The sequence below is a fragment of the Colwellia ponticola genome (assembly GCF_005885605.1).
Taxonomy (GTDB): domain Bacteria; phylum Pseudomonadota; class Gammaproteobacteria; order Enterobacterales; family Alteromonadaceae; genus Colwellia; species Colwellia ponticola.
The window spans coordinates 630,367-655,192 of the sequence record NZ_SZVP01000001.1 but is presented as its reverse complement, the minus strand read 5'-3'; the positions used below and the strand labels follow the sequence as shown (position 1 = coordinate 655,192).

20 protein-coding genes and 2 tRNA genes are annotated in these 24,826 nt (G+C 39.6%); 7 read left to right on the top strand and 15 right to left on the bottom strand.

Translation table 11 applies throughout. The annotated features are described in order from the left end of the window. Positions 1–28: 28 nt before the first annotated feature. From FCS21_RS02745 to FCS21_RS02725, 5 genes are all read left to right on the top strand, one after another. On the top strand, positions 29–838 hold the full coding sequence (locus FCS21_RS02745) for a (Fe-S)-binding protein (protein WP_138620424.1): 810 nt from the start codon (positions 29–31) through the stop codon (positions 836–838). Continuing rightward, the gene (locus FCS21_RS02740) at positions 835–2,298 is read left to right on the top strand and encodes a LutB/LldF family L-lactate oxidation iron-sulfur protein (RefSeq protein ID WP_138620423.1); all 1,464 of its coding nucleotides are present in this window, start codon (positions 835–837) and stop codon (positions 2,296–2,298) included. Before FCS21_RS02745 ends, FCS21_RS02740 begins: the two co-directional genes overlap by 4 nt. Positions 2,299–2,302: 4 nt before the next feature. Continuing rightward, entirely contained in the window at positions 2,303–3,004 is a 702-nt protein-coding gene (locus tag FCS21_RS02735) for a LutC/YkgG family protein (RefSeq protein ID WP_138620422.1), read from the top strand. Positions 3,005–3,051: 47 nt separating this feature from the next. Then, entirely contained in the window at positions 3,052–5,919 is a 2,868-nt protein-coding gene (locus tag FCS21_RS02730) for an FAD-binding and (Fe-S)-binding domain-containing protein (protein ID WP_138620421.1), read from the top strand. Positions 5,920–6,046: 127 nt separating this feature from the next. Then, positions 6,047–7,996, top strand: a complete 1,950-nt coding sequence (locus tag FCS21_RS02725) for an ABC transporter substrate-binding protein (protein WP_138620420.1) — start codon at positions 6,047–6,049, stop codon at positions 7,994–7,996. A gap of 855 nt (positions 7,997–8,851) precedes the next feature. Here the strand turns inward: FCS21_RS02725 and FCS21_RS02720 are convergent. Further along, positions 8,852–8,928 (bottom strand) — tRNA-Pro (locus tag FCS21_RS02720). A gap of 44 nt (positions 8,929–8,972) precedes the next feature. Then, positions 8,973–9,048, bottom strand: a tRNA-His gene (locus FCS21_RS02715). Positions 9,049–9,318: 270 nt separating this feature from the next. Here FCS21_RS02715 and FCS21_RS17095 point away from each other — a divergent pair. Then, positions 9,319–9,441: a hypothetical protein gene (locus tag FCS21_RS17095; protein ID WP_281279947.1), complete on the top strand. Its 123-nt coding sequence runs from the start codon at positions 9,319–9,321 to the stop codon at positions 9,439–9,441. Positions 9,442–9,494: 53 nt separating this feature from the next. Here the strand turns inward: FCS21_RS17095 and FCS21_RS02710 are convergent, their stop codons facing one another. From FCS21_RS02710 to FCS21_RS02695, 4 genes are all read right to left on the bottom strand, one after another. Then, positions 9,495–12,611: an efflux RND transporter permease subunit gene (locus FCS21_RS02710; RefSeq protein ID WP_138620419.1), complete on the bottom strand. Its 3,117-nt coding sequence runs from the start codon at positions 12,609–12,611 to the stop codon at positions 9,495–9,497. Beyond that, a complete protein-coding gene (locus tag FCS21_RS02705) occupies positions 12,611–13,960 on the bottom strand; it encodes an efflux RND transporter periplasmic adaptor subunit (RefSeq protein WP_138620418.1) in 1,350 nt (449 codons plus the stop codon). Before FCS21_RS02705 ends, FCS21_RS02710 begins: the two co-directional genes overlap by 1 nt. A gap of 2 nt (positions 13,961–13,962) precedes the next feature. Further along, positions 13,963–15,357, bottom strand: coding sequence for a TolC family protein (locus FCS21_RS02700; protein WP_138620533.1), 1,395 nt, complete (start codon positions 15,355–15,357; stop codon positions 13,963–13,965). Between the two features lie 412 nt (positions 15,358–15,769). Beyond that, the gene (locus FCS21_RS02695; protein WP_246046971.1) at positions 15,770–17,869 is read right to left on the bottom strand and encodes a S9 family peptidase; all 2,100 of its coding nucleotides are present in this window, start codon (positions 17,867–17,869) and stop codon (positions 15,770–15,772) included. A 221-nt stretch (positions 17,870–18,090) separates the two neighbouring features. Between FCS21_RS02695 and FCS21_RS02690 the strand changes: the two genes are divergently transcribed. Further along, positions 18,091–18,633 carry a DUF1285 domain-containing protein gene (locus tag FCS21_RS02690; RefSeq protein WP_138620416.1) on the top strand — a complete coding sequence of 181 codons (543 nt, stop codon included), beginning with the start codon at positions 18,091–18,093 and terminating at the stop codon, positions 18,631–18,633. 10 nt (positions 18,634–18,643) lie between these two features. Here FCS21_RS02690 and FCS21_RS02685 read toward each other — a convergent pair whose 3' ends face one another. The 9 genes from FCS21_RS02685 to mobA form a co-directional block, all read right to left on the bottom strand. After that, a complete protein-coding gene (locus tag FCS21_RS02685) occupies positions 18,644–19,393 on the bottom strand; it encodes a HesA/MoeB/ThiF family protein (protein WP_138620415.1) in 750 nt (249 codons plus the stop codon). 60 nt (positions 19,394–19,453) lie between these two features. Then, positions 19,454–20,614: a molybdenum ABC transporter ATP-binding protein gene (modC, locus tag FCS21_RS02680; RefSeq protein WP_138620414.1), complete on the bottom strand. Its 1,161-nt coding sequence runs from the start codon at positions 20,612–20,614 to the stop codon at positions 19,454–19,456. Then, positions 20,607–21,326 carry a molybdate ABC transporter permease subunit gene (gene modB / locus FCS21_RS02675; protein WP_138620413.1) on the bottom strand — a complete coding sequence of 240 codons (720 nt, stop codon included), beginning with the start codon at positions 21,324–21,326 and terminating at the stop codon, positions 20,607–20,609. Before modB ends, modC begins: the two co-directional genes overlap by 8 nt. Beyond that, positions 21,323–22,195, bottom strand: coding sequence for a molybdate ABC transporter substrate-binding protein (modA, locus tag FCS21_RS02670; RefSeq protein WP_246046959.1), 873 nt, complete (start codon positions 22,193–22,195; stop codon positions 21,323–21,325). The genes modB and modA overlap by 4 nt, the downstream gene beginning before the upstream one ends. Beyond that, entirely contained in the window at positions 22,170–22,652 is a 483-nt protein-coding gene (gene moaE, locus FCS21_RS02665; protein WP_118056168.1) for a molybdopterin synthase catalytic subunit MoaE, read from the bottom strand. The genes modA and moaE overlap by 26 nt, the downstream gene beginning before the upstream one ends. Before the next feature lie 2 nt (positions 22,653–22,654). Further along, positions 22,655–22,903, bottom strand: coding sequence for a molybdopterin converting factor subunit 1 (gene moaD / locus FCS21_RS02660; protein WP_138620412.1), 249 nt, complete (start codon positions 22,901–22,903; stop codon positions 22,655–22,657). An 83-nt stretch (positions 22,904–22,986) separates the two neighbouring features. Continuing rightward, on the bottom strand, positions 22,987–23,490 hold the full coding sequence (gene moaC, locus FCS21_RS02655) for a cyclic pyranopterin monophosphate synthase MoaC (RefSeq protein ID WP_138620411.1): 504 nt from the start codon (positions 23,488–23,490) through the stop codon (positions 22,987–22,989). Next, on the bottom strand, positions 23,490–24,065 hold the full coding sequence (gene moaB, locus FCS21_RS02650) for a molybdenum cofactor biosynthesis protein B (protein ID WP_138620410.1): 576 nt from the start codon (positions 24,063–24,065) through the stop codon (positions 23,490–23,492). Before moaB ends, moaC begins: the two co-directional genes overlap by 1 nt. A gap of 58 nt (positions 24,066–24,123) precedes the next feature. Then, positions 24,124–24,825 carry a molybdenum cofactor guanylyltransferase gene (gene mobA / locus FCS21_RS02645; RefSeq protein WP_138620409.1) on the bottom strand — a complete coding sequence of 234 codons (702 nt, stop codon included), beginning with the start codon at positions 24,823–24,825 and terminating at the stop codon, positions 24,124–24,126. Position 24,826 lies beyond the last annotated feature (1 nt).

The following is a 24,826-nucleotide window of genomic DNA, read 5'->3' as shown; positions in this document are numbered from 1 at the left end:
TAATAAATTTAAAAATAGAGAGTAAGTTATGCAACCAGTTAACACACAGCATCTTCGCAATTACCCTAAAAAACCAACGCAAGTTTACTTATTTGGTACTTGCATAGTCGATAGTTTTTTTCCTGATTCGGGTATGGATGCCATCGAGTTACTTGAGCGCGAAGGCATTGAGGTTATTTATCCACAAGGGCAAAGTTGCTGTGGCCAACCAGCCTATAACTCAGGTTATAAAGAGGAAGCCAAAGCCGTAGCTATGGCGCAAGTGAAGCAATTCCCATTAGATATTCCAGTGGTCGTTATTTCAGGATCTTGCGGTGGCATGATGCGTCACCACTATCTTGATTTACTGAGTGATGACCCAGCAATAAATAACTTTTGTCAGCGAGTGTTCGAGTTTACCGAATTTTTAGTGCATGTACTGCGTTTAAAGCCAATCGATCAAGGCGAAAAAGAGCGTGTTGCTTTGCATACCTCTTGTGCGGCTAGAAGAGAAATGGGCGTTCATATCACCGGTAATAAATTAATTTCTCAATTAGCCAACGTTGACTTAGTGCTACATGATTATGAAAGTGAATGTTGTGGTTTTGGTGGCACGTTTGCTGTTAAACATGCAGATATTTCTGCTGCCATGGTCGCTGATAAAAGTAAGCACCTTGTTGCCAGTGATGTGGTGAGATATGTCAGTGCTGATCATGGTTGTATGATGAATATCAATGGTGCACTCGATTATCAAAAAGAGTCATTACGCGGAGAACATATTGCCAGTTATTTGCTTAACCGCATAAAAGGTCAGTCAAAAGCTCAGTCAAAAGGTCAATCGGCTAAGGAAGCGCTATGAAACATGTTCACGAAGAGGAAAGTAAATATGCTGCTTCAGCTAAAGATTTTCGAAAAAACGTGACCCGTGATCTCGCTAATGAAGAATTAAGAGCAAACTTTAGAGGGGCAATGGATTATTTGATGGACAAGCGTAAAAGTGCTTTTTCATCAGCAGACGAGCTCGAAGTTCTACGCGAACAATGCAAATTAATTAAGCAGCGTTGTTTGGCAAAGTTACCGCATTTACTTGAGCAATTAGAAGATAAGCTTGAGCATAATGGTATCAAGGTGCATTGGGCTGAAACGGTCACTGAAGCGAATGAAATTATTGCGCAACTTATTGCTGAAAAAAAAGCTAAAACCGTTGTTAAAGGTAAATCAATGGTATCAGAAGAAACGGCACTTAATGATTATCTTGAAGCGCGAGATGTAGAATGCCTTGAATCAGATATGGGCGAATACATTGTGCAATTGGCCAAGCAGCATCCCTCTCATATCATCATGCCCGCTATTCATCAAAACAAACAACAAGTCGCTCAGTTATTTGCCGATAATATTGACGGTTTTGAGTACAGCACTGATGTTGATACCTTAATTCAGCAAGGCAGAACAATCCTTAGAGACAAGTTTTGTCAGGCGGATGTTGGTATTTCAGGGGTTAACTTTGCCGTTGCTGAAACAGGTACACTGTGTCTAGTTGAAAACGAAGGTAATGGCCGTATGTGTACCACGATACCTGATTTACATATTGCGATAACGGGTATAGAAAAAGTTGTAGAGCACTTAGCAGATGTGCCACCGTTATTAAGCTTATTAACGCGCAGTGCTACAGGTCAGGCAATTTCAACTTACTTTAATATGATCAGCTCACCGCGAAAACAAGGTGAAAAAGATGGTCCCAAAGAAGTACATTTAGTGCTACTTGATAATGGTCGCAGCCAAGCTTTTGCTGATGAAGAGTTAAGACAAACCTTACAGTGCATTCGTTGTGGGGCCTGTATGAATCATTGTCCTGTTTATACCCGTATTGGTGGGCATGCTTACGGGACAGTTTATCCAGGACCTATTGGTAAAATAATTTCACCACATATGTTGGGGCTGGATGCGACCACTAACTTGCCTACCGCATCAACCTTATGTGGTGCTTGTGGTGAAGTATGCCCGGTTAAAATTCCTATTCCTAAAATATTATTACGTTTGCGTGAAGAAAGCGTAAAACCTAACAGAGAACAACCGCAAGTGATGCAAGGTCAAGGGGCTGGTCGCAGTGCTGTTGAAGCAATTATCTGGAAAATTTGGGCGCAAGTGCATAAATCACCAACACTCTATGCTTTATCTATGTGGTGCTTAACGCGTTGTCGCTTTTTAATGCCGAAAAAATTAGCTGGCTGGACCAGTGTTAGAACAGCACCCAAACTAGCAGCAACGACGTTACATCAACAAATAAAAGCTAAACAAGCAAAGCAAGGAAGAGGCTAATATAATGACAAATAAAACAACAGACATTAACGTAATTAGTCGTAGAGCCCGTGGCAATATTCTTGCTAAGTTAAAAGCAGAAGTCGGCGGTGCTGACTATGGAAAATTACCTCAAGAAACTGCTTATGTTTATCCTGAGTGCTCTCAGACAGACAATATCGCTCAGTTTATTAGCGAGCTTGAAAAAAACCATGCGCAAGTTATTCCTACCACGAAAGAGCAGATGGCTGAGGTGATTCTTGAACAACTTGCTTCGCTCAATATTACCCAATTACTGTACGGTGAAAAACTAGATGAACAAAGCGATTATCACCGCGAGGTTATTGAGGCGTTAAAGAGCAAAGTGACGTTACAGCCTTATGATTTTTCAATTGATAATAATAAAAATAGGCTTTTTAATGAATGCCCTGCGGCGTTATCAAATTCACGCTGCTCGATTGCCGCGACAGGGACTATTGTTTTATGGCCTGATGAGAATGAACCCAGAAGCTTATCGCTAGTGCCACCCGTACACTTTGTTATGGTTGATGCCCATAAATTACATGCCGACTTTGCTCGTTTGATTGAAGCAGAGCAATGGCAGGATAAATTGCCCACTAACGTAGTGCTAATTTCAGGGCCGTCAAAAACGGCTGATATTCAACAAACGTTAGCTTACGGTGCTCATGGCCCAAAAGCGCTAATTGTTTTATTACTTAATAGTTAATTGTTTAAGAATTAACAGCTAAATAGTTAAATAAGTAGAGAGAAGCTATGTCATCCGAGTTATCTGAGCACTATCAATTTTTTGCCGAGCAAGTCGCAGATTTTCTGCCCAAAAATCGCATTATTACCGATTATACTCGGCGCTTAGCTTATGGTGTTGATGCAAGTTTCTATCGATTAATTCCCCAGTTAATCGTTATTTTAGCTAGCGAAGCTGAAGTGGTCAGGGTGATTAAAAGTGCCGCACAAGCAAAATTACCCGTCACCTTTAGAGCCGCAGGTACTAGTCTTTCAGGGCAAGCACAGTCGGACTCGATTTTAATTATGCTTAACAATAATTGGCGAGATCATGAAATACTAGACTTAGGGCTGAAAATAAAATTAGCGCCTGGCGTAATAGGCGCTGATGCGAATAAATATTTGATGCCTTATGGGCGAAAAATAGGTCCAGACCCCGCCTCTATTAACACCTGTAAAATTGCCGGTATTGCGGCTAATAATGCCAGTGGTATGTGCTGTGGTGTTGCGCAAAACAGTTACCAAACTCTTGCCTGTATTCGCTTAGTTTTACATGATGGTAGCGTACTTGATACTGGTGATGAAGCCAGTATTTTAGCGTTTAAAAAAAGCCATAGTCAATTGTTAACCGAGCTAAATACCTTAGCTATTCAAACTCGTGCTAATGAAAAACTACAGGCGTTAATCAAACATAAGTATCGCTTAAAAAATACTACTGGTTATGCAATTAACGCCTTGATTGATTTTGACGACCCTATTGATATTTTAGCGCATTTAATGATTGGCTCAGAAGGTACCTTAGGTTTTATTTCGTCAATTACCTACAACACCGTGGTTGAACATAAATACCGCGCGTCATCGATAGTGTTTTTTCCTGATATGCAAACAACCTGCTCAGCGGTAAGTGCGTTAGCCGATGCCAATGTCTCGGCGGTTGAGTTGATGGACAGAAGATCGTTAGCCTCGGTTAGTGATATGCCAGGTTTACCAGAATTTATTAAAACACTCGATAACAAGGTTGGCGCCTTACTTATTGAAACGCGCGCAGCTAATCAACAATTATTAACCCAGCAAATAGCAGCATTAGAAACTTTATTAACGGATTTTGAGCAAACCAACGCTATCAAATTCACCGATGTAGCGAGTGAGTACTCACAATTATGGGCTATTCGAAAAGGCACCTTTCCAGCTGTTGGCGCTGTGCGAGAAACGAGTACTACCGTTATCATTGAAGATGTTGCTTTTCCTGTTGAGCAACTTGCTGATGCCGTCGCTAAATTACAGACACTTTTTGAAAAATATCACTACCATGAGGCCATTATTTTTGGTCATGCTCTTGACGGTAATCTGCATTTTGTTTTCACCCAAGACTTTTCAACCCAGAGCGAAGTAGATAGGTATCAGGCGTTTATGGATGATGTTTGCCAGCTGGTCGCGGTAGATTATCAAGGTTCATTAAAAGCTGAGCATGGCACTGGCCGTAACATGGCACCTTTTATTGAATTAGAGTGGGGTAAACAAGGCTTTGCCTTAATGAAACAAATTAAAGCCTTATTTGATCCAAGTTATTTACTTAATCCCGGCGTGATCATTAATGAAGATCCTTTGGCTCATATTAAAAACTTAAAAAACCTGCCAGCGGCCAATGCAATTGTTGATAAATGTATTGAGTGTGGTTTCTGTGAGCCCGTGTGCCCGTCAAAAGGGCTAAGTCTAACACCCCGACAACGTATTACTACATATCGTGAGATCAGTCGTTTAACAACCACAGGTGAAAATACTCAGTTGCTTAATGAGCTTGAAAAAGACTTTAACTATTTAGGTATTGATACCTGTGCGGCAACAGGTTTATGTGCAGAGCGCTGTCCTGTTGGTATTAACACCGGTGATCTTATTCGAGCGCTAAGACACGCGAGCAATACAAAACGCCAAAAATTATCAAAAAAACTGGCGAATAACTTTGCTCACTTAGAAAAAACAACTCGGGTTTCCTTAGCCATGGCTGGTTTTAGTCAACGCTTACTTGGCGATAAAGCCATGAGCGCTATAACTGAGGCAGTGCGCAGTTTATCAGCAAAAATATCAACGCATAAAGCGCCTTTGTGGACTAAGTACTTGCCTAGTAAAGCTAATTATCAACCTAAAACACGCTTAAGTGACAATGCGATCGGTAGTAAAGGTAAGGTAGTTTATATGCCCAGTTGCGCTAGTAGAAGTATGGGGCAAGCACTTGGTGCCACTGAGCAACGTTCGTTAACTGAGGTCACTTATGCGGTATTAGAAAAAGCAGGTTTTGAGGTGATTAGCCCTGATTTTACCGGACAATGTTGTGGTATGCCCTTTAATAGTAAAGGCATGTTTGATGAGGCTAATCAAAAAAGAAATGCACTATTAGCCAAGCTCACCGAGCTCAGTGAAAATGGTCAGCATCCGATTTTAATTGATACCAGCCCGTGTAAAGCTATGCTGCTTGAAAATACTCATACTACCGCGATGGCAAATTTATCACTTTATGAACCGGTAGGCTTTATTGCTGATGTATTGGCAAAGCATTTAACCTTTACCCCAGTAAACGACACTATTATGCTGCACGTTACCTGTAGCAGCAGGCGTATGGGCTTAACCGACAAAATGCAGCAACTAGCCAAGTTATGCAGTAATAACGTGATTATTCCTGAGCATATCCAGTGCTGTGGTTTTGCCGGCGATAAAGGTTTTACTACGCCAGAGTTAAATGAAAATGCTTTAGCGACGTTAAAGGAACAAGTACCTAAAGGCTGCTCCGTGGGTTATAGCAATAGCAGAACCTGTGAGATAGGGTTATCGCACCATGCGGGTATAGATTACCAATCTATTATGTATTTAATTGATAAAACCACGGTAGCCAAAAAGAGATAAATGGTTAAGTGTTCATTAAGTAGGCAAAGGCGAGTATGTTAGTACTACCTAAGTACTACTTAATTATTAGTATTATAGCTTTATACTTCTATACTCTAGAAATCATTTAAATAAGCGTGTTGGTCTTTTGCTATTACTTACTCGAAAAGTATTACCGGTTTTTATCCTTATCTCAGGACTACTGCTTACACACGCGACATCAGCCAATGAAAAAGTGGTATTGCAGCTTAAATGGCTACATCAATTTCAATTTGCCGGTTATTACGCTGCTAAAGAAAAAGGCTATTACGCTGAAGCGGGTTTTGATGTCACTATTGAGCAACGAGATCCCCTAATAACACCAACGGAAGCTGTATTAAGTAACAAAGCTGATTTTGGCGTGATGGGCTCTAGTATTATTCTTGATCGAATGAAGGGGCTACCGTTAGTCGCTCTAGGCGCTGTATTTCAGCACAGTCCGTTAGTATTAATAACGCTTGAAAGTAGTAAACTCCTAGGCCCTTATGAACTAAAGGGTAAAAAAGTGATGTATAGCAAAGGTAATGATGATGCGACCTTTTTTGCAATGTTCCATCAATTAGGCATTAAAGAGTCTGACTTTACCCATATTCGCCAATCATTTGACTCAGATTCACTTATCCGTGGCGAGGCCGATGCCATATCAGCTTATCTGACTAATCAACCTTTTTACTTTAAGGAAAAAGGCATCAATATCCAAGTGATTAATCCCCTTAATTACGGCATAGATTTTTATGACGATATTCTGTTTACCAGTGAACAAACCGTACGTAAAAATCCGCAACGGGTACGTCAATTTGTTGAAGCAAGTATGAAGGGCTGGCGATATGCGTTAAAAAATAAAAGTGAAGTATTTTCTTGGTTAGCAACTAAGTATCCGTCGAATAAATCGATTGACCATTTACGTTTTGAAGCCGAACAAACCGAGAACATGATCCTGCCAGATATAGTTGATATAGGTCATATAAGTCGGGGGCGTTTCCAACGCATTGCCGATATATATAAACAACAAGGACTTGTAGCAAAAAATGCTAGCTATGACGGTGTTATTTTTACAGATTATTTAGAAAAAAATAAAGCGTTGCCACTATGGGCTAAGGTACTTTTTGTTATTGCCATTGCTAGTTTGTTGTTGGTTTTAACACTATTTGCCCTAAACCGGCGTTTGAAAAAAATGGTGGCTATACGCGCTAAAGAATTAAGTCAGGCGGAAACTCATTTAGCACGGTACATCGATATAGTTGACCGTTATGTTATTTCTTCCCAGACAGATCTTAACGGGATAATTATTGACGCATCGAAAGCCTTTTGTGAGGTGTCAGGTTATAGTAAAAAAGAACTTATCGGGCAACCACACAGTATAGTAAGACACCCAGACACCTCCAATGCTACTTATCAGGAGTTGTGGGGAACCATTACTAAAGGTAAGCCTTGGGGGGGCGAACTAAAAAATATAGCTAAAGATGGCTCATGCTATTGGCTTGATGCCAAAATAGATCCTATTAAAAATGAAGCAGGTGATATTTGTGGTTATATATCTATTCGTCAAAATATTACCGATAAAAAACAGATTGAAAAGCTCTCTATTACTGACTCCTTAACGGGACTAAATAATCGCTTACGACTTGATGAAGTATTAGTAAACGAGTTTAAAAGAATGTCGCGTTATTCTCTGCAATTATCACTGATCATTTGTGATATAGATTTCTTTAAAGAAGTGAATGATAACTATGGGCACTTAATTGGTGATGAAGTCTTAGTCTCGATAGCTAAGATTTTACGTCTTCATTGTCGTGATGTTGATGTAGTTGGACGATGGGGAGGCGAGGAGTTTTTAATTATTTGCCGTGAAACTAATATTGATGGCGCTATGATCGTTGCGGAAAAGCTCAGAGCTTTGATTGAAGATCATATTTTTCCACAAGTGGGTCATAAAACAGCGAGTTTTGGCGTAACGTTAGTCATGCCCAAAGAAACGGTAGAAGAAGCGTTGAAAAGAGCAGACCAAGCCTTATACCGAGCAAAAGAGTCAGGCAGAAACAAAGTTGTTTGCCAATAGCTTAACGTAAACTTATCGTGCCACGATAATAAGTGCTTATATATTGTCGTCGCCACTGCAACAAAAACATGTAAAGTGTATCTGACCTCATTTATTTCGCAAGATTCGAACTGGCGACTGAACTTGATGACACCTAAACCAATGAGTTGGTTTTAGTTGTATCTATTGCGTTATAAATTGATTATTAAGTTTTTCAGAGAGAGGTATTAAAAAAGTGGTCGTTGATACAAGATTCGAACTTTCGACTGAACTTGATGACACCTAAACCAATGAGTTGGTTTTAGTTGTATCTATTGCGTTATAAATTGATTATTAAGTTTTTCAGAGAGAGGTATTAAAAAAGTGGTCGGTGATGCAAGATTCGAACTTTCGACTGAACTTGATGACACCCAAACCAATGAGTTGGTTTTAGTTGTATCTATTGCGTTATAAATTGATTATTAAGTTTTTCAGAGAGAGGTATTAAAAAAGTGGTCGTTGATACAAGATTCGAACTTTCGACTGAACTTGATGACACCCAAACCAATGAGTTGGTTTTAGTTGTATCTATTGCGTTATAAATTGATTATTAAGTTTTTCAGGGAGAGGTATTAAAAAAGTGGTCGGTGATGCAAGATTCGAACTTTCGACTGAACTTGATGACACCTAAATCAATGATTTGGTTTTAGTTGTATCTATTGCGTTATAAATTGATTATTAAGTTTTTCAGAGAGAGGTATTAAAAAAGTGGTCGGTGATGCAAGATTCGAACTTGCGACTGAACTTGATGACACCTAAACCAATGATTTGGTTTTAGTTGTATCTATTGCGTTATAAATTGATTATTAAGTTTTTCAGGGAGAGGTATTAAAAAAGTGGTCGGTGATGCAAGATTCGAACTTGCGACCCCTTGGACCCAAACCAAGTGCGCTACCAAGCTGCGCTAATCACCGACATTTATACTTTTTTATCTGCTACTTAAGGGAGAAGTAAAAGATGGGGTGGCTAAAGGGACTTGAACCCTCGACAACCGGAATCACAATCCGGGGCTCTACCAACTGAGCTATAGCCACCACTGACCTTATTACAGGTGCCTCTTTAGAAGGCGCGAAGAGTATATTGTATTTATGCGTTACTTGACAAGTAATATATTCATTTTTACTTATATTTTGTGATAATTATTTTTTAAAAGCTATTCTGCTTAAATAGCATACGACTTATGCTCATTATATGTCTTCATTTGAGGCTGTTGAGCTTTGGATGTTGTTTTTGCAGCTTTTGGTTGAAGCATTTATACCAGCAAATATGAGTAACACTACTGTAAAAGCAGGATGTTTTGCTTTGTGACACTCCTCATGCGGATAGGGGATATTCGTATGGTCGCTAATACCTTCTTTGGCGTTATTTATCATGACTTTCATAAGGGCGGTAAGCTGTTAACTGCCTTGTTTAACTCTCACTTTTAAAGCGTTTACCCTGTCCAACTATCGATGAAGAACAGGGGGACTGTCTAGTTCTGTTAAGCTATCCTTTGCTTTTCGCTAGATGATCGCGATGAAAATAACACTTTTAAACGCTCAACAATAAGATAATTTACCGGCACCAATACTAAGGTAATAAAGGTCGCGAATAAAATACCAAAGCCTAGCGATACTGCCATCGGTATTAAAAACTGTGCTTGGGTAGATTGTTCAAATAACAAGGGCATTAAGCCAATAAAGGTCGTTAAACTGGTTAGCATTACCGGCCTAAAGCGCGCGGCACCTGCAGTTAATACGGCTTGCATTAATTCACCCCCCTCAATGCGTTTTTTATTGATAAAATCAACCAGTACAAGGGAGTCATTTACCACCACACCAATTAATGCCAACATACCTAATAAACTCATAATGGTGAGTTCCATGCCCATAATCCAGTGACCAACGACAGCGCCTATCATGCCAAAGGGGATGATGCTCATGACAATAAGTGGTTGAATATAAGATTTAAAAGGTATTGCTAACAAGGCATAAATAATAAAAAACACGAATAATAACGCCCAACCTAACGAGCCAAAAGATTCTCGCTGCTCTTTTGCCTCGCCCTCAAGTGAATGACTTACTTGTGGGTATTGCACAATCAACTCGTCTAAGTAAGCTTTTAAATCAGCTTGTAATACTGTCATGTTAGTATTTGTTTTTTCAACATCAGCACTAACATTGGCGGTGCGATAGCGATCAATTCTCGAAATAGTTGATGGGCTTTTACCAGGAATAAACTTGGCAACATGCGATAATGGCACCGAGCCACCCGCTGGCGTGATCACTAAAATATCTTCTAAATCAGCCATCGTGCGACGCTCATCTAGAGGAAGGCGTACCATAACACGAACGTCATCTCTTCCTCGTTGAATACGCTGCACTTGAGCGCCGAAAAAAGATTGTCTTACCTGGTTAGAAATACTCACTCGTGTTAAACCAAGAGCTTTACCTTGTTCAGTTAACTCAATTTGCAGCTCTTGTTTACCATCAGATAAGCTATCGGCAATATCAAAAACGGTAGGATAGGTAGCTAAGCGTACTTTGACTTTATCGGTCACTTCTTTTAATGTTTCTAGCGAACTTCCTTTAAACTGCACATTAATAGGGTCTGAAGAGCGACCGATTTCAGCTCTAAAAGTAATACTTTCTGCGCCGGGAATAGGGCCAATTAAGTTACGCCATTCGCGTACCAATTCACTAGAGGTGATGGCTAGCTCACGTGATTCTGGTGGTGTTATTTCAAAACGGACACTACCAGAATTTGAACCACCATCTCGACCACCAGTAGTCGCCAATATATTGAGAATAACACTGCTGTTAGTTGACGGCTCTATGTATTTACTTTTTAGTTCATTGGCTTTGTCAGCCATTTTAATGATGTACTTATTGGTCACTTCAAAAGGAGTACCTGCCGGTAAAGTTAACGAAGCGCGCACCGTTTCACTGGGTATTCTTGGAAAGAAAATAAACTTAGTCCAGCCACTCATAATCAGCGCTAGAATTATCAAAAATAGACTGACAAAAGCGATTAACGTTGTCGTTTTATGATGAATAGCCACTTTTAAAATTGGTTGATAAAAACGGATAATCGCGCGTTCAAAGCCATCGGCGAATGCTTGTTGTAGTTGACTAAATTTCGATTGCTTTTGTGTTTGAGATCGCAACTTCAAATGCTTTAAATGCGAAGGGAGTACAAACTTTGATTCAATTAATGAAAAAATAAGTACTGGAATAACAATCACTGGAATTTGCGCAAATAACGCGCCGCGATTACCTTCAATAAAGGCCAATGGCAAAAATGCTGCTATGGTTGTTAACACACCAAAGGTGACAGGGGTAGCAACTTCTTGTGTGCCACGAATAGCTGCCATTTCACCTGATTCTGAGGTTTTTAAGTGGGTATAAATATTCTCTCCAGTAACAATGGCGTCGTCAACGACAATACCTAATACTAGAATAAAACCAAATAAACTCATCACATTTAAGGTGACACCAAAAACAGGCATCATGATAAATGCCCCCATAAAAGAAATTGGAATACCAAGAAATACCCAAAAGGCGATAGACGGTCTGAGGAATAAACTTAATAACGCTAACACCAATAGACCACCTTGTAAGGCGCTAGAGGTTAGCGTGGCAATACGGTTTTTTACTACTTGCGAATCATCATCCCAAAAACTTAACTCAACACCAACAGGTAAGTTTGCTTGCTGTTCTTCTATATAGGTTCTTACGGCAGCAGCAACGTCAATTGCACTTTGTTGACCAATGCGGTAAACGTCGATAAAGGCCGCTTGTTTACCGTTAAAACGAGTACGTACTGGGGTTTCTTCAAAATCATCTTTGATAATCGCGATATCACTTAAGCGAATAATAGAGCCATCAACATTGGTTTTTATCGCTATTTTTTCAAAGTCATTTTTTCGATAGGCTTGGCCTTTTGAACGCAATAAAATATCACCACCTTGAGTTTTTAAATTACCGGCAGAAATATCACTACTTGAATTTGAAATGGCAGCAGAGATTTGCGCGATGGTTAAATCATATTGGCGTAACTTATTTTGCGGTACCTCAATTGACACTTCATAATCGCGCACGCCACTTAGTTCAACCTGGGTAATGGCGGGTATTTTTAATAAATCATCTCTGACTTTTTCGGCAAATTCACGGGTTTCTTTTTCACTGTAAATACTGGCAATAGTCACGGCTATTACCTCGCGTTTACGAGTGGCTAAAGAAACCACTGGTTTTTCTGCATCAACAGGAAAGGTGTTTATTTCATCAACACGACTTTTAATATCGGTGAGCATTTCACGTGGATCGTAACCTGCCTCTACTTCAATAGTAACACTCGCCGCGCCTTCTTGAGAACGGCTAGCAATTTCTTTTATCCCTTCTAAATCTTGTACCGCTTCTTCAATACGAATAGCAATACTTTTTTCGACATCTTCTGGGGTAGCACCGCGCAATGACACATTAACATTAATGCGATCAGTTTCAAAAGACGGGAACACCTCAAGCGGGATACGATTAGATAGGCTAAATAAGCCAGCAATTAAAATGCTAACCAACAGTAAGTTGGCGGCAACATGATTTCGAGCAAACCAAGCAATCATCAGTTATTCACCTTAATTGAGGTGTTCGCTGCTGGGTTAGCTGGATTTGATCGCTCTTTAGCTTTGCCCGTTCGGTTTTTATTTTTACTTTCACTTGGCTGCTGCCCAGCAATAGCAACGCGTGTACCAGAGCTTACTTGCCCTAATGACGTTAATACTAATTCGTTACCGGCAACTAAGCCTGCGGTGACTATGGCTTCCTTACCATCTTGCCAGCCTAGTTCTATTTCTTTACGCATTAATAAACCGTTTTCAACAATATAAACATAGCTGCCTTGATAAACGGCACTGCTAGGTATCACTATGGCATTTTCAACTATTTTGCCAGTAATTTGCGCGGTAACGTATTGGCCCATTTTTATTTGCGCACCTTGATTATATTCGCCATCGTATGGGCGAATAATTTGCGCTACGACATATAACTGTTGAGATACTTCATCAATAGCGCTTTCGGTACGGACAATTTTGCCTTGCCATATTTGTTTGCCCATCAAATCAGATGAGATAACGACATTGCTGATCATAGCGTTATGCTTATTTGGTTCAAGGTTGCTATAGGATTTACCGTTAATCATAGTACTATCATCGCCTGAGTCATCATCAGCATTGCGATATTCTTCAGGCAATTTCATTAAAGGTAAGTCTTTGTTTTTTATTGGTAAGCGAATCTCTACATAGTCAACAGCAAAAATATCCGCTAACTCAGTATTACTTGAAATCACTTGCCCAATATCAACATTTTTCTTAAGGATACGACCCGCATAGGGCGCAACAATGTTAGTGCGCTCTAGCGATAATTTGGCTTTATCTAGTTGCGCTTGTGCAGAAAGTACTTGTGCTTGTGCTGCTTCATATTGTGGCTGGCGTAAGACTAACACATTGGCTGCTTTACCATTACCAAGCCTTTGCCAGTCTGATTTGGCTTGTTTTACGCGGGCATCTTCTTCTTGTAAATTTTGTTTAGCTGACATTAAGCTTGCTTGAGCAATATTAACTTCTGCGCGGTAATCTCTATCATCAAGTTTTATTAAAATATCACCTTGCTCGAAAAAACCACCGGCTCTAAATTGTTTACTAACATAAGTGATTTGTCCGGACACTTGCGCGAAAAGTACACTTTGTGTGCGAGGTTTTACCGTACCAAAGCTCTGTATTATTACCTGATAATTTTGCGGGACAAGTGTGGTGGTTGCTACCGTCATTTGTGCCGCTGTAGAGGGCATTTTGCGCTGACTTGTAGGCGGATTTTTAAAAATAATCATCATTAAAGTAATAGTGGCAATAACGATAATCACCGGTAGTAACACTTTCTTATAGGGAGCAGTTTTTTTTTCAGTGGTAACAGACATAGTTATTCGGCCTTATTTGCAAGTGACGGTGTGGTAAAGTCGCCACCCAAGGAAAGATGTAAATTAATTCGATTAGCAATGAGTTGGTTTTTGATTTTTATTAATGTTGTTTGCGCTTCAAAAGAGCGTGTTTGCGCATCAAGCACTGTGGTATAACTCACTAAACCACTTTGGTATTGCTCGAATGATAAGGTTGCGGCAACTTTGGCATTTTCTTGTGCGGCTAGCATAGTGTAATAACTATTCTTTAAGTTTTTTTCGGTGGTAATGGCGTTTTCAACATCACTAAAAGCGTTGTATAAGGTATCAAGATATTGTTGTTCACCTTGCTTAAGTGTTAAGCGAGCTTTTTCTTCATTGGCTTTAAGTCGCCCAGCATTAAAAATAGGCGCGGAGACACTGCCCAGTAGTGACCACGCTAGAGAAGATCCTGACAGTAAGTCGCTAATATCAGCATTAGTATCGCCAACTGAGCCTGACAACACTATGTTAGGAAAACGCTGTTTGTGTGCATAAGCTAAGCCGGCATCTAGCGATAACAGTTGATACCAACTGGCTTTTACCTCAGGTTTTCGACTAATTAACTCTGATGGTAAGCCAACGGGAATGTCATTGGTAAGTAACGGTAATTCAGCATTAACTAATAACTCTCCTTGTGGATATTCTCCGATTAAGCGCTCTAATTGTCGTATTAATTTTTTTTTCTCAGTTTTTTGATCCGAAACGCGAGTTAATTCGCTATTTAAATCATTACGACTTAAATAAACATCAAGTGCAGCGGTTAATCCCGATTGATAACCGGCTTCAATAATGGCTAAGTTTTGTTGAGAATTTTTTACTCTGCTACGATAAAGCGTTAATAGTTTTTCTGCTTCAATCACTTTAAACCAAGTGGTTAATACGTTAACGACTAATTGTTGTTTGTATTGCTCAAATGTTGCCTTTTGTGCCAAGTAATTAAAATTGCTGATGCGATCAGCGGCAGACAACTTGCCCCAAATGTCGACTTCATAACGTAAATTCAAGTTAACAGCGTTGTTGTTGGCGTAACTGTCGGTTTGGTTATTTTTATTGCGGCTACTGCTAAAGGATAAATCAAGCTCCGGCCACAATTGACTGCCAGAGACAATCAGCTGCTGTTCTGCTATTTGAAGAGAATATTCCTGCATGGCAAACTGGTGATTAGCGGCTAAGGCTTTTTTGACCAACTGATGCGCTTGTGGGTTATCAAGCTGGGTTAACCAGTTATTTTCAACGGCTAAGGCTTGTTTACTGTCTTGCCAGTTTTGAGGAAGAGGTAAGTCTGTTAACTTTTCATCTATTGACGAGGTATTGCTACATGCCACCAAAAACAGGCTTAACAATAACGGTAGTTGTTGTCGAAATCGACCGGTCATAAAACGTAAACTCATGTTATACCAATCTCACTAATTATCTGATCGTTTCTACTGGCTAAAACAACCAACTACTTCGTTATTTATTTAATAATTAGAACAACTAGTTATTAAAATAAATGCCTTGTATTTGGCTGTTTTTCCTGCGTATAAAGTAGATCACCTAATTAATGAAACTGGTATTAAAATAACGATTTACACAGTGTAATCAAAGATGATTGCCGGTGATAGGTTTTTTACATAAGTTTACAGTGCTTTTTACCAGCAGCAATTTGCGCTGTTATTCGGTTTTATTTTATCTTGGTGGAGCTTAATATTTTTTGGTTTACAGGAGTACTTTAATGTTATCTTCACCATCATCACTTAGCGGGGCGGTGATAACGGTGAAGATAATTTACTGGTTATTCTGGATGAGTTATTTATTAAGTAAATCAATAAAGAAGCTATATTGTAGTGCTGTTTCATGAATACTTTTAAAGCGTCCAGAGGCGCCACCATGACCCGCTTCCATATCGGTTTTAAATAATAAAACCTTATCATCGGTTTTATAGTCGCGTAATTTAGCTACCCATTTCATCGGCTCAAAGTACTGCACCTGTGAGTCATGTAAGCCAGTAGTCACTAACATATTTGGGTAGTCTTGTGCGCTTACTTGATCATAAGGTGAGTACGACAGCATGTAGTCGTAATACACTTTATCTTTGGGGTTGCCCCACTCTTTAAATTCATTAGTCGTTAACGGAATACTTTCATCTAGCATGGTGGTCACTACATCAACAAAGGGTACGGCTGCGGCCACGCCTTTATAAAGTTCAGGCGCCATATTAACAACTGCGCCCATTAATAAACCACCAGCACTACCACCAACAGCAAACACTTTATCTGCATCGCCATAGCCTTGCATGGTTAATGCTTTGGTAACATCAATAAAGTCAGTAAAGGTATTCATTTTGTTAAGTTTTTTACCATCTTCATACCAAGGTCTACCGAGCATTTCTGAGCCGCGGATATGAGCAATAGCATAAACAAAACCACGGTCTAGTAAGCTTAATCGGCTTACTGAAAAGTAGGGATCAATAGTGTGCCCGTAAGAGCCATAGGCATATTGGTATAATGGGTTAGTGCTGTCTTTTTTAAATGTGTCTTTACGATACACTAACGATACTGGTACTTGCTTACCGTCACGAGCGGTAACAAAAATACGTTCAGAGGCATAGTTGTTACTGTTAAAATCACCTAATACTTTAGTTTGTTTTAACTGGGTTTTTTTAAAGGTGGTTAAATCAATATCGTAATGTGTTCCTGGGGTGGTAAAACTTGCATAGTGCAAACGTAAAGCCTTGTTGTCTAATTCATTATTCCCATATAAATCTAAACTGTAGGCACTATCATTAAAACTAAGTTGTTGTTTCTTACCCGTTGAAAGTTGTTCAATAGTGATGCGACTAACCCCCTGTTCACGCTGTTGATAAACAAGGTGGTCGGTAAATAATTCATAGTCTTCAAGCTTCACCGTATCGTTAGCAGGGATAACATCTTGCCAGTGCTTTTTATCACCAATATGCGTTTTGTGTACTTTCATTAAACGAAAATTAGTCGCTTGCCAGTTAGTATGAATGTAATACCAGTCATGTACTTTAGTTAACGAATATTCGTGCCCCTCTTCACGGGCAATAAACGGCTTAGGCAGTGCTTTGGCGTCATTAGCGTCGATAATTGAAATACCGCTAGCTTCGGTACTTGAATGCCAAATAAAAACGCTACTATCATCTTTAGATTTACTAAGACCGGTGTAGTAAGACTTATTATTTTCTTGGTACACCATTTCATCACTGGCTTGCGGCGTACCTAAGGTATGACGAAAAACTTGATAACCTAATAAGGTTTGCGGATCTTTTTTGATGTAATAAACCGTTTTGTTATCATTACCCCAAACAACAGTGCCATTAGTGCCTTCAAGTTTGTCTGCAAGCAAAGTGTTAGCGGCAATATCTTTAAACTGTACGGTATAAATACGTCGGCTAAGCGTGTCTTCACCATACGCTAACAACTTACCGTTTGGACTGGCACTTAAACCACTTACTTGATAGTAGTCGTGCGCTTTGGCTAACTCATTAACATCAAGTAATACTTGTGAATTACTACCGATAACATCTGAAGATCTTAAATAAATAGGGTATTCATTCTCGCCTTGCATTTCACTGGCGTAGTAAAAATCACCTTTTTTAGTGGGCACAGAGCTATCGTCTTTTTCAATACGGCCTTTGATTTCTTTAAAAATTAGCTCTTGCATAGCTTCGGTATGCTTAAGCTGTGCCGCGGTGTAATCATTTTCAGTGTCTAAATGCGCTAATATTTCTGGATTAGTACGGCTATCATCACGCATCCAGTAATAATCATCAATGCGGGTATGGTTATGAATAACCATTTCATGTGGAATTTTTTTAGCAATAGGGGCGGTTAAATTAGCCATAGTAGTCGTTGCTTCATTATGTTGGTTACTGCATGCTGTCATAAGCATGGCAGAGGAGACAAATAAACTTAAGGTTATTTTTGAGAGAATAGGCGACATAGAGATCCTTTCTTTGTAAGTCATTAATCGTAAAACCATAAATTGTATGTTAAAAAAATGTATCAATTATATTTAAGCACAAGTTAGCATGATAATAGTTATAATCAAATGCACTAACCGTTTAATATAGTTACCTTATCGCATTTAAACAAAGGGGGAAGATTATGTCATTAGAGAAAATTTCAGCCCAGTTAAGTCGTAATAAAAAATCATTACCACCGGTAGAGTCATGGAACCCGCCTTATTGCGGTGAAATTGATATACAGATAAAAGCCAATGGTGACTGGTTTTACGATGGCAGTATTTTTAAGCGTTTACCCTTGGTAAAGCTATTTGCTTCTGTGCTTATTAAAGAAATTAATAGTGAAGTTAGCGAGTACTTTTTAGTAACACCGGTGGAAAAGGTAAAAATTAAAGTTGATGACGCGCCGTTTGTGTTAACGCAGTGGCGCTGGCTTGATGAAGGACAAACTATTATGCAAGTAACGACCAACTTGGATGATGAGTTTATTCTTAATGCCGACCACCCATTACTAGTGACAGAACAGGGTGATCTATATGTGACTGTACGAAGAAATTTAACGGCGAAAGTACATCGTAACGTTTATTATCAGTGGGCAGATATAGCCAAAGAAACTAAGACAGAGCAGGGCACCGAAATGATATTTTCTAGTGCCGATTGTCAATTTAGTTTAGGTAAGCTTTAGCTTTTTGAGTTTAGCTTGAAGCGCACACGTTACAGCTTGTTTGTTTTTTAATGGTAAATTGTTGCCAGGTATTAGCTAAACCATCAAGTAAGTTAAGTTGGTTTATTTGCACCTTATTACCAGTTAACAACTTAATGGCTTGTAAGCTTTGCATGCCAGCGACCATGGCTAAAACCGGACCCAGTATACCTATGGTTTGACAGTTGTTAGCGGGGGCTTTTTCACCTTCAGGAAACAGGCAATGGTAACAGGCGCTGGTTTCATCATTAGGGTCTATGGTCAGTTGCTGACCATCAAAACCTGTGGCAGCGCCTACTATTAATGGTATTTTGTGCTCTACGCAGGCTTGATTGATAAGGTAGCGAGTTTGAATATTGTCAGAGCAATCGAGTACGACATCAACTTGTGGTAGGTAATAATCGCACAACTCATGGTCGAGCATGTCATCAATTGCTTCAATGGTAACATCAGGAAATTGTTGACTGAGTTTCTCAGCAGCGACATCGGCTTTATTGTTATTAATGTCGTCTTCACTAAACAGTATTTGTCTAGGTAAGTTGCTGATTTCTATGCAATCACCATCAGCCAGATAAAGCGTGCCTACGCCTGCGGCAGCCAAATATAAACTGGCAGGATTACCTAAACCACCAACACCTAAAATCAATACTTTAGCATTACGTAACGCTACTTGCCCTTGCTCGCCAATTTTATCTAGCATTATTTGACGAGAATATTTGAGTTGTTCTTGATTACTTAACACAGGCTTTCCTCATTCGTTTTATTACTAGCTTTTTATAACTAGACTATTATTTAGCGGAAATTAATGAATAAATGTGCGTACCGCACCAGCTTTAAATTGCAAATATACAGGTTGTTTAATACTTAGTGACAGTCTTTGTTGAGAGAAGGCGCTAATGGTAACAAAAAAATCTTGTGTGCCACATTGCACGGTTAATAGCACTGAATTATCTCGATGACTTATAGCGTTAATAGTGCCCAACAAGTGATTAACAATAGAGCTATTGCTTGGCTCAGTTAGGGAAATACTAATATCACTGGCCAAAATAAAGCAGCGTAAGTACGTTTGCTGTTGAAAGTCTTCATCACTGGCGAGGTAAATATCTTGCTTATCGTTTAATACTAACGTGGTTAAACCATGGTGAGCATTTATCGCTTTAATAGGTAAAGACAAACTAGTTTGATGTTCAATAATATCATTTTCTTTATAGCGATTAAATTGATGGATTACTTGGTGAATATTACCAAAATTAACCACCTTGCCCTTTGCTAGCACTAACAAGTTATCACACACTTGCTGTAGCTCAGCCAACGAATGGCTAACATAAAGCATAGGTAAATTAAGTCTTTTTTGAATGGTTAACATCATTTTCAGTAGTTGACTTTTACTGTGCTGATCCAGTGCACTTAACGGTTCATCAAGCAGTAATAACTTAGGCTCAGCTAAAATGGCTCGAGCTAAAGCAACTCTTTGTTGTTGACCACCGGATAACTCATCTACGCGATGAGCAAGCAAGTTGCTTAATTCGGTTAGTTCTATAATTTCATTAAGATTTAGTTGGCTGTTTTTACAACGCTTTACCGCATACTCTAGGTTGCCGAACACAGATAAATGGCCAAATAAACGACTGTTTTGAAAAACTAACCCCACTTGGCGATGTTCAGGTTTAAGGTAATAACCTTGCTCAGTGTTGACTAAGGTGTTACTAGCTAAGGCATTATTAGTTAACGTGATACTACCAAGGAGTGATTTTTCTAATCCAGCAATGGCGCGCAGTAAGGTTGATTTACCGGATGCCGAATGGCCAAAAATGCCCGTAATCCCAGTTAACGGGATTGACAAGTCAATGGCTAAGGTAAATTGCTGATAATTGACCTTGATATTAATGTCGAGTTCAGCGATGTTAGCTTGCTTTGCTGTTTCAGGAGCATCAATTGCGTTAACAACATGTTTATTAGTCATTGCTTGGCTCACCTTGCTCAATATCGATAGGTAAACGTTTTAGGCGTTTTTTTCTTGGTAAATTTAACCAATAAATAGCCGCTAATAATACCATTGATCCAATTAACAAGCTGATGGCAAGTAGGTGTGCTCTGGCATAATCAAACGCTTCAACATGATCAAACAAGGCAATAGAAAGCACCCGTGTTTCACCGGGAATGTTACCACCAATCATCAGTATAACGCCAAACTCTCCTACCGTATGAGCAAAACCTAAGCTGGCGGCAGTAATAAAGCTAGCTTTCGTTAACGGTAATACAATGGAAAAAAATCGGTCAATAGGACCTGCGCCAAGTAATGCACCAGCTTCCACTAAAGAGTCACCTAACTGTTCAAAGGCTTTTTGTAAGGGTTGTACCACAAACGGCAACGAATATAACACCGAGCCGATAACAATAGCAGAGAAGCTAAAAGCGAGTTGCTTGCCTGTGGCTTGTTGCCATAGTTGTCCAGGTAAGTGCTCGGGCGAAAAGGCGATAAGTAAATAAAAACCTAATACGGTGGGAGGCAATACCAGCGGTAAGGCGACTATTGCTTCAATAACCACTTTAAATCGACTAGTCATTTTTGCTAAATACCAAGCCAGTGGTGTACCAATAACCAACAAGATAGCCGTGGTTAATGCCGCCATTTCTAAAGTGGTCATAAGCGCTTGAAAGTCTGAAGTGTTCATTTTATTGCTAACGTGCTCGCTTGTTCATCGCTGTTGCCTACTTCTTTATCGTTAGCATTTACTTGGCTATAACCATAGCTAACGATGACTTTTTGACTTTGAGGTGAAAGTAGAAAATCAGTTAATTTTTTAGCGGCAGCCTGCTGCTTACTCGCTGCAACAATGACTAATTGCTGTTCAATAGGCTGATGGTAACTACTGGGAATAACTATCCCAGATAAGTTATTTAGTACTAATTGGCTATTAGCGACAATACCCATTTGCACTGCTTTACTGCGTATTTGAGCAAAGGTTTGACCAATGTTAATACCTTGAATAAGTTGGCTCTGATAACGCGGCCATACATCTAAATGCACTAAGACTTCTTTAGCTGCCTTGCCATAAGGGGCAATTTTTGGATTAGCGATGGCAAAACGTGTTGGTGGGTTAGTTAAGTGTTCAAGCAGCGTTTTTGTGTTTAAGCTGATATCAGTTGACGATGAATATAATGCTAATTGCCCAATTGCATAGGTTTTTCGACTGCCCTTGGTTATATAGCCTGCTTGTTCAAGGTCTTGTGGGCGAAGGCTATCGGCACTTAGAAAAATATCAAAGGGAGCGCCGTGTTGAATTTGTAAAAACATTGCTCCGCTAGCACCACTGATAATCTGACCGTTAATGCCTGTTTGTTTGGTGAAATCTTCGAGTAATATTTTTAATATTGGGGTGAAGTTAGTCGCGACAGCAATACGTAGCGGCTTGGTGTTGTCATTATGTAATTGTTGGGCGTAACTGTTTTTTACACTAACTAAGTTGAGTGCGACATTTAGCAAAAAAACGGTGAGTAACATAGCGCGTGACATACTAGCTCCACCGCTTTGCTTTATCATTATCACTGTCTTTCGCCGCTAGCCAGTTTTCTGAAATTTTACCTGCGTTGGTGATTTTCTCTTTTTTCCAAAAAGGGGCGCTAACTTTCAAATAATCCATGATGAATTCATTAGCAGCAAAAGCATCTTGTCGATGTTTACTGGTTACGCCAACAAAAACAATTTGGTCGCCTATGCTGAGTTCTCCAATACGGTGAATAACTTTAACTCGACCAATATGCCAACGTTCTTTAGCTTGCTTAATAATGTTAGCGAGTGATTTTTCAGTCATACCAGGGTAATGTTCTAGCGTTAAAGCAGTCACTGCATTACCATTATTATGGTTTCTTACTCGACCAGTAAAGGTAACAACGGCACCATCAGTTAGGTTATCTTGTTCAAGTAACGCGACTTCGTCAGCTAAACTAAAGTCGTCTGTTTGAATGGAGATTTCAGCTAAATTATTGTGCTTTTTCATGCTTAGCCGCCCGTTACCGGTGGGAAAAAAGCAACTTCATCACCCGGCTTAACTAAGTGATCACCGTCGACCATGTCATGATTTACCGCAGATAACAGTGAGGTATTCGCGAATGTTTGTTGCCATTGTTCATTTTTTTCACATAATAATCGCTTAATATCATCAACTGTTTTTACGTCATCTGCGGCTAGTGACAGCTGCGCACAGCCAAGTTGTTCTCGTAATGCAGCAAAAAATACAACATTAATCATAACATTTCTCTTAAATTTCATTTCAGGATTTAAGTTAACTTAACTTAATTTAACTTGAGCTAAGTTTGACCCGTTAGCTTAAGTTAATTTGATGGGCTTTGCCAGTGACCCGACTTACCGCCTGTTTTAGTTAACACCTCAATACCGTGGATCATCATGGCAGGATCAGCGGCTTTACACATATCAAACAAGGTTAAGCACGCGATAGAAACAGCCGTTAATGCTTCCATTTCAACGCCAGTTTGCCCGGTTAAACGGCATAAGCTAGTCACCTGCACTTGACTGTTTTCACTATCAAGAGTGAAGTCTACTTGCACTTTACTCAGCATTAAAGGATGACATAAAGGAATTAAGTCACTGCATTTTTTAGCTGCTTGAATACCAGCAATACGGGCTACCGCAAACACATCACCTTTTTTATGCTTACCTGTGGTAATTAACTCAAACGTCGCTCGGTTCATTTTAATAAAGCCTTGCGCGGTCGCTGTACGAGAAGTCATGGCTTTGTCGGTAACATCAACCATGTTCGCTTCACCTTGTTGATTAAGGTGACTTAGCGTAGGTTGCTTATCTGTTGCATTAGTCATTAGCCGCGTGTCTCACATTTATCTACCGTTGACGATGTTTTATTGATAGACGATTCAGCTGATGTATTTAGGTGGGGCACAAAGTTACACGGGCGATGACTAGCATCTAGCTGTTCTTTAATCACTTTATCCCAGGCAGTTTTACAGGCATTAGTTGAACCAGGTACACAAAGTACAACGGTTTTATTGGCAATGCCGCCAAAAGCGCGTGACTGTATTGTTGATGTACCAATTTCGAGTAATGACACATGACGAAAGACTTCACCAAAACCTTCAATGGCTTTATCAAATAATGGCGTTAAGGCTTCAGGGGTATTATCACGACTAGTAAAACCGGTACCACCAGTAGAAATAATAGCGTGAATATTATCATCTGCTATCCATTTTGATACCTGCGCACGTAACTGATAAACATCATCAATGACAATCGCTTTATCTGCTAAGTGGTGACCTGCTTGTGTTAAGCGCTCAACCAATGCTTGACCTGAGGTGTCATTTGCTTCGCTGCGTGTATCTGATACCGTTAAAACGGCGATATTTAAGGCAACGAAGGTGTTGCCGCCATGTGCTGACATAGGTTTATCCTTTACTACATATTTTATTTAAAATGGTGATGGTATTTTAATGCTAAAACTAAAACTTTTGCTGTGCTTGTTGCCATTGCTCTGGCGTATTTGTGTTAAAAAGTAGCTTATTATTTAAACTAGCAACGGCTTGATGAGGTACATTTTTTAACATCGCTCTCACGGAAGGGCCATTTTTTTTGTTATTGTTACTATTGATAGCCTTACTTTTACTACCCGTTAGTACATTCTCTTGTTGGAATGCTTGCTTTAAAAAAAGCTGTAAAAAAGCATTATTAGGCAAATACAAAGGGATATGGTGATGGTGGTTTTGACTATCACTGAAAAAAGTCGCTTTATTACTAAGTTGCCCTTTAAGTTTAAGCTCAGCTAGCGCTTGGGCGGTCATGAGCGGTAAATCAACCGGTAATATTAGAAAGGCTTTTGGTTGTAAATGTTCAGGACTATTTGCAAGGTAATGCGCAAGGACACTATAAATGCCACCAACAGGCCCCGCTTGGGCAACGCAATCTGGAATTTGATGATTATCGCCACTAACGACAATGTTTTTTATACCAGCATCACTTAGTAACTGTTTAGAAAAGTCGAGCATGCTAAGTCTACTCATGCTCTGAGCAGACGTAGTGCTAGGCCAATTTTTAGGCGAAGCGCTGCTAAATTGACGTTGTAACTTAGCTTTATCTTGCCCCATGCGAGAGGATAAACCACCCGCAAGCACTACACCTAAACAATCGATGGCTTGCACAGTCATT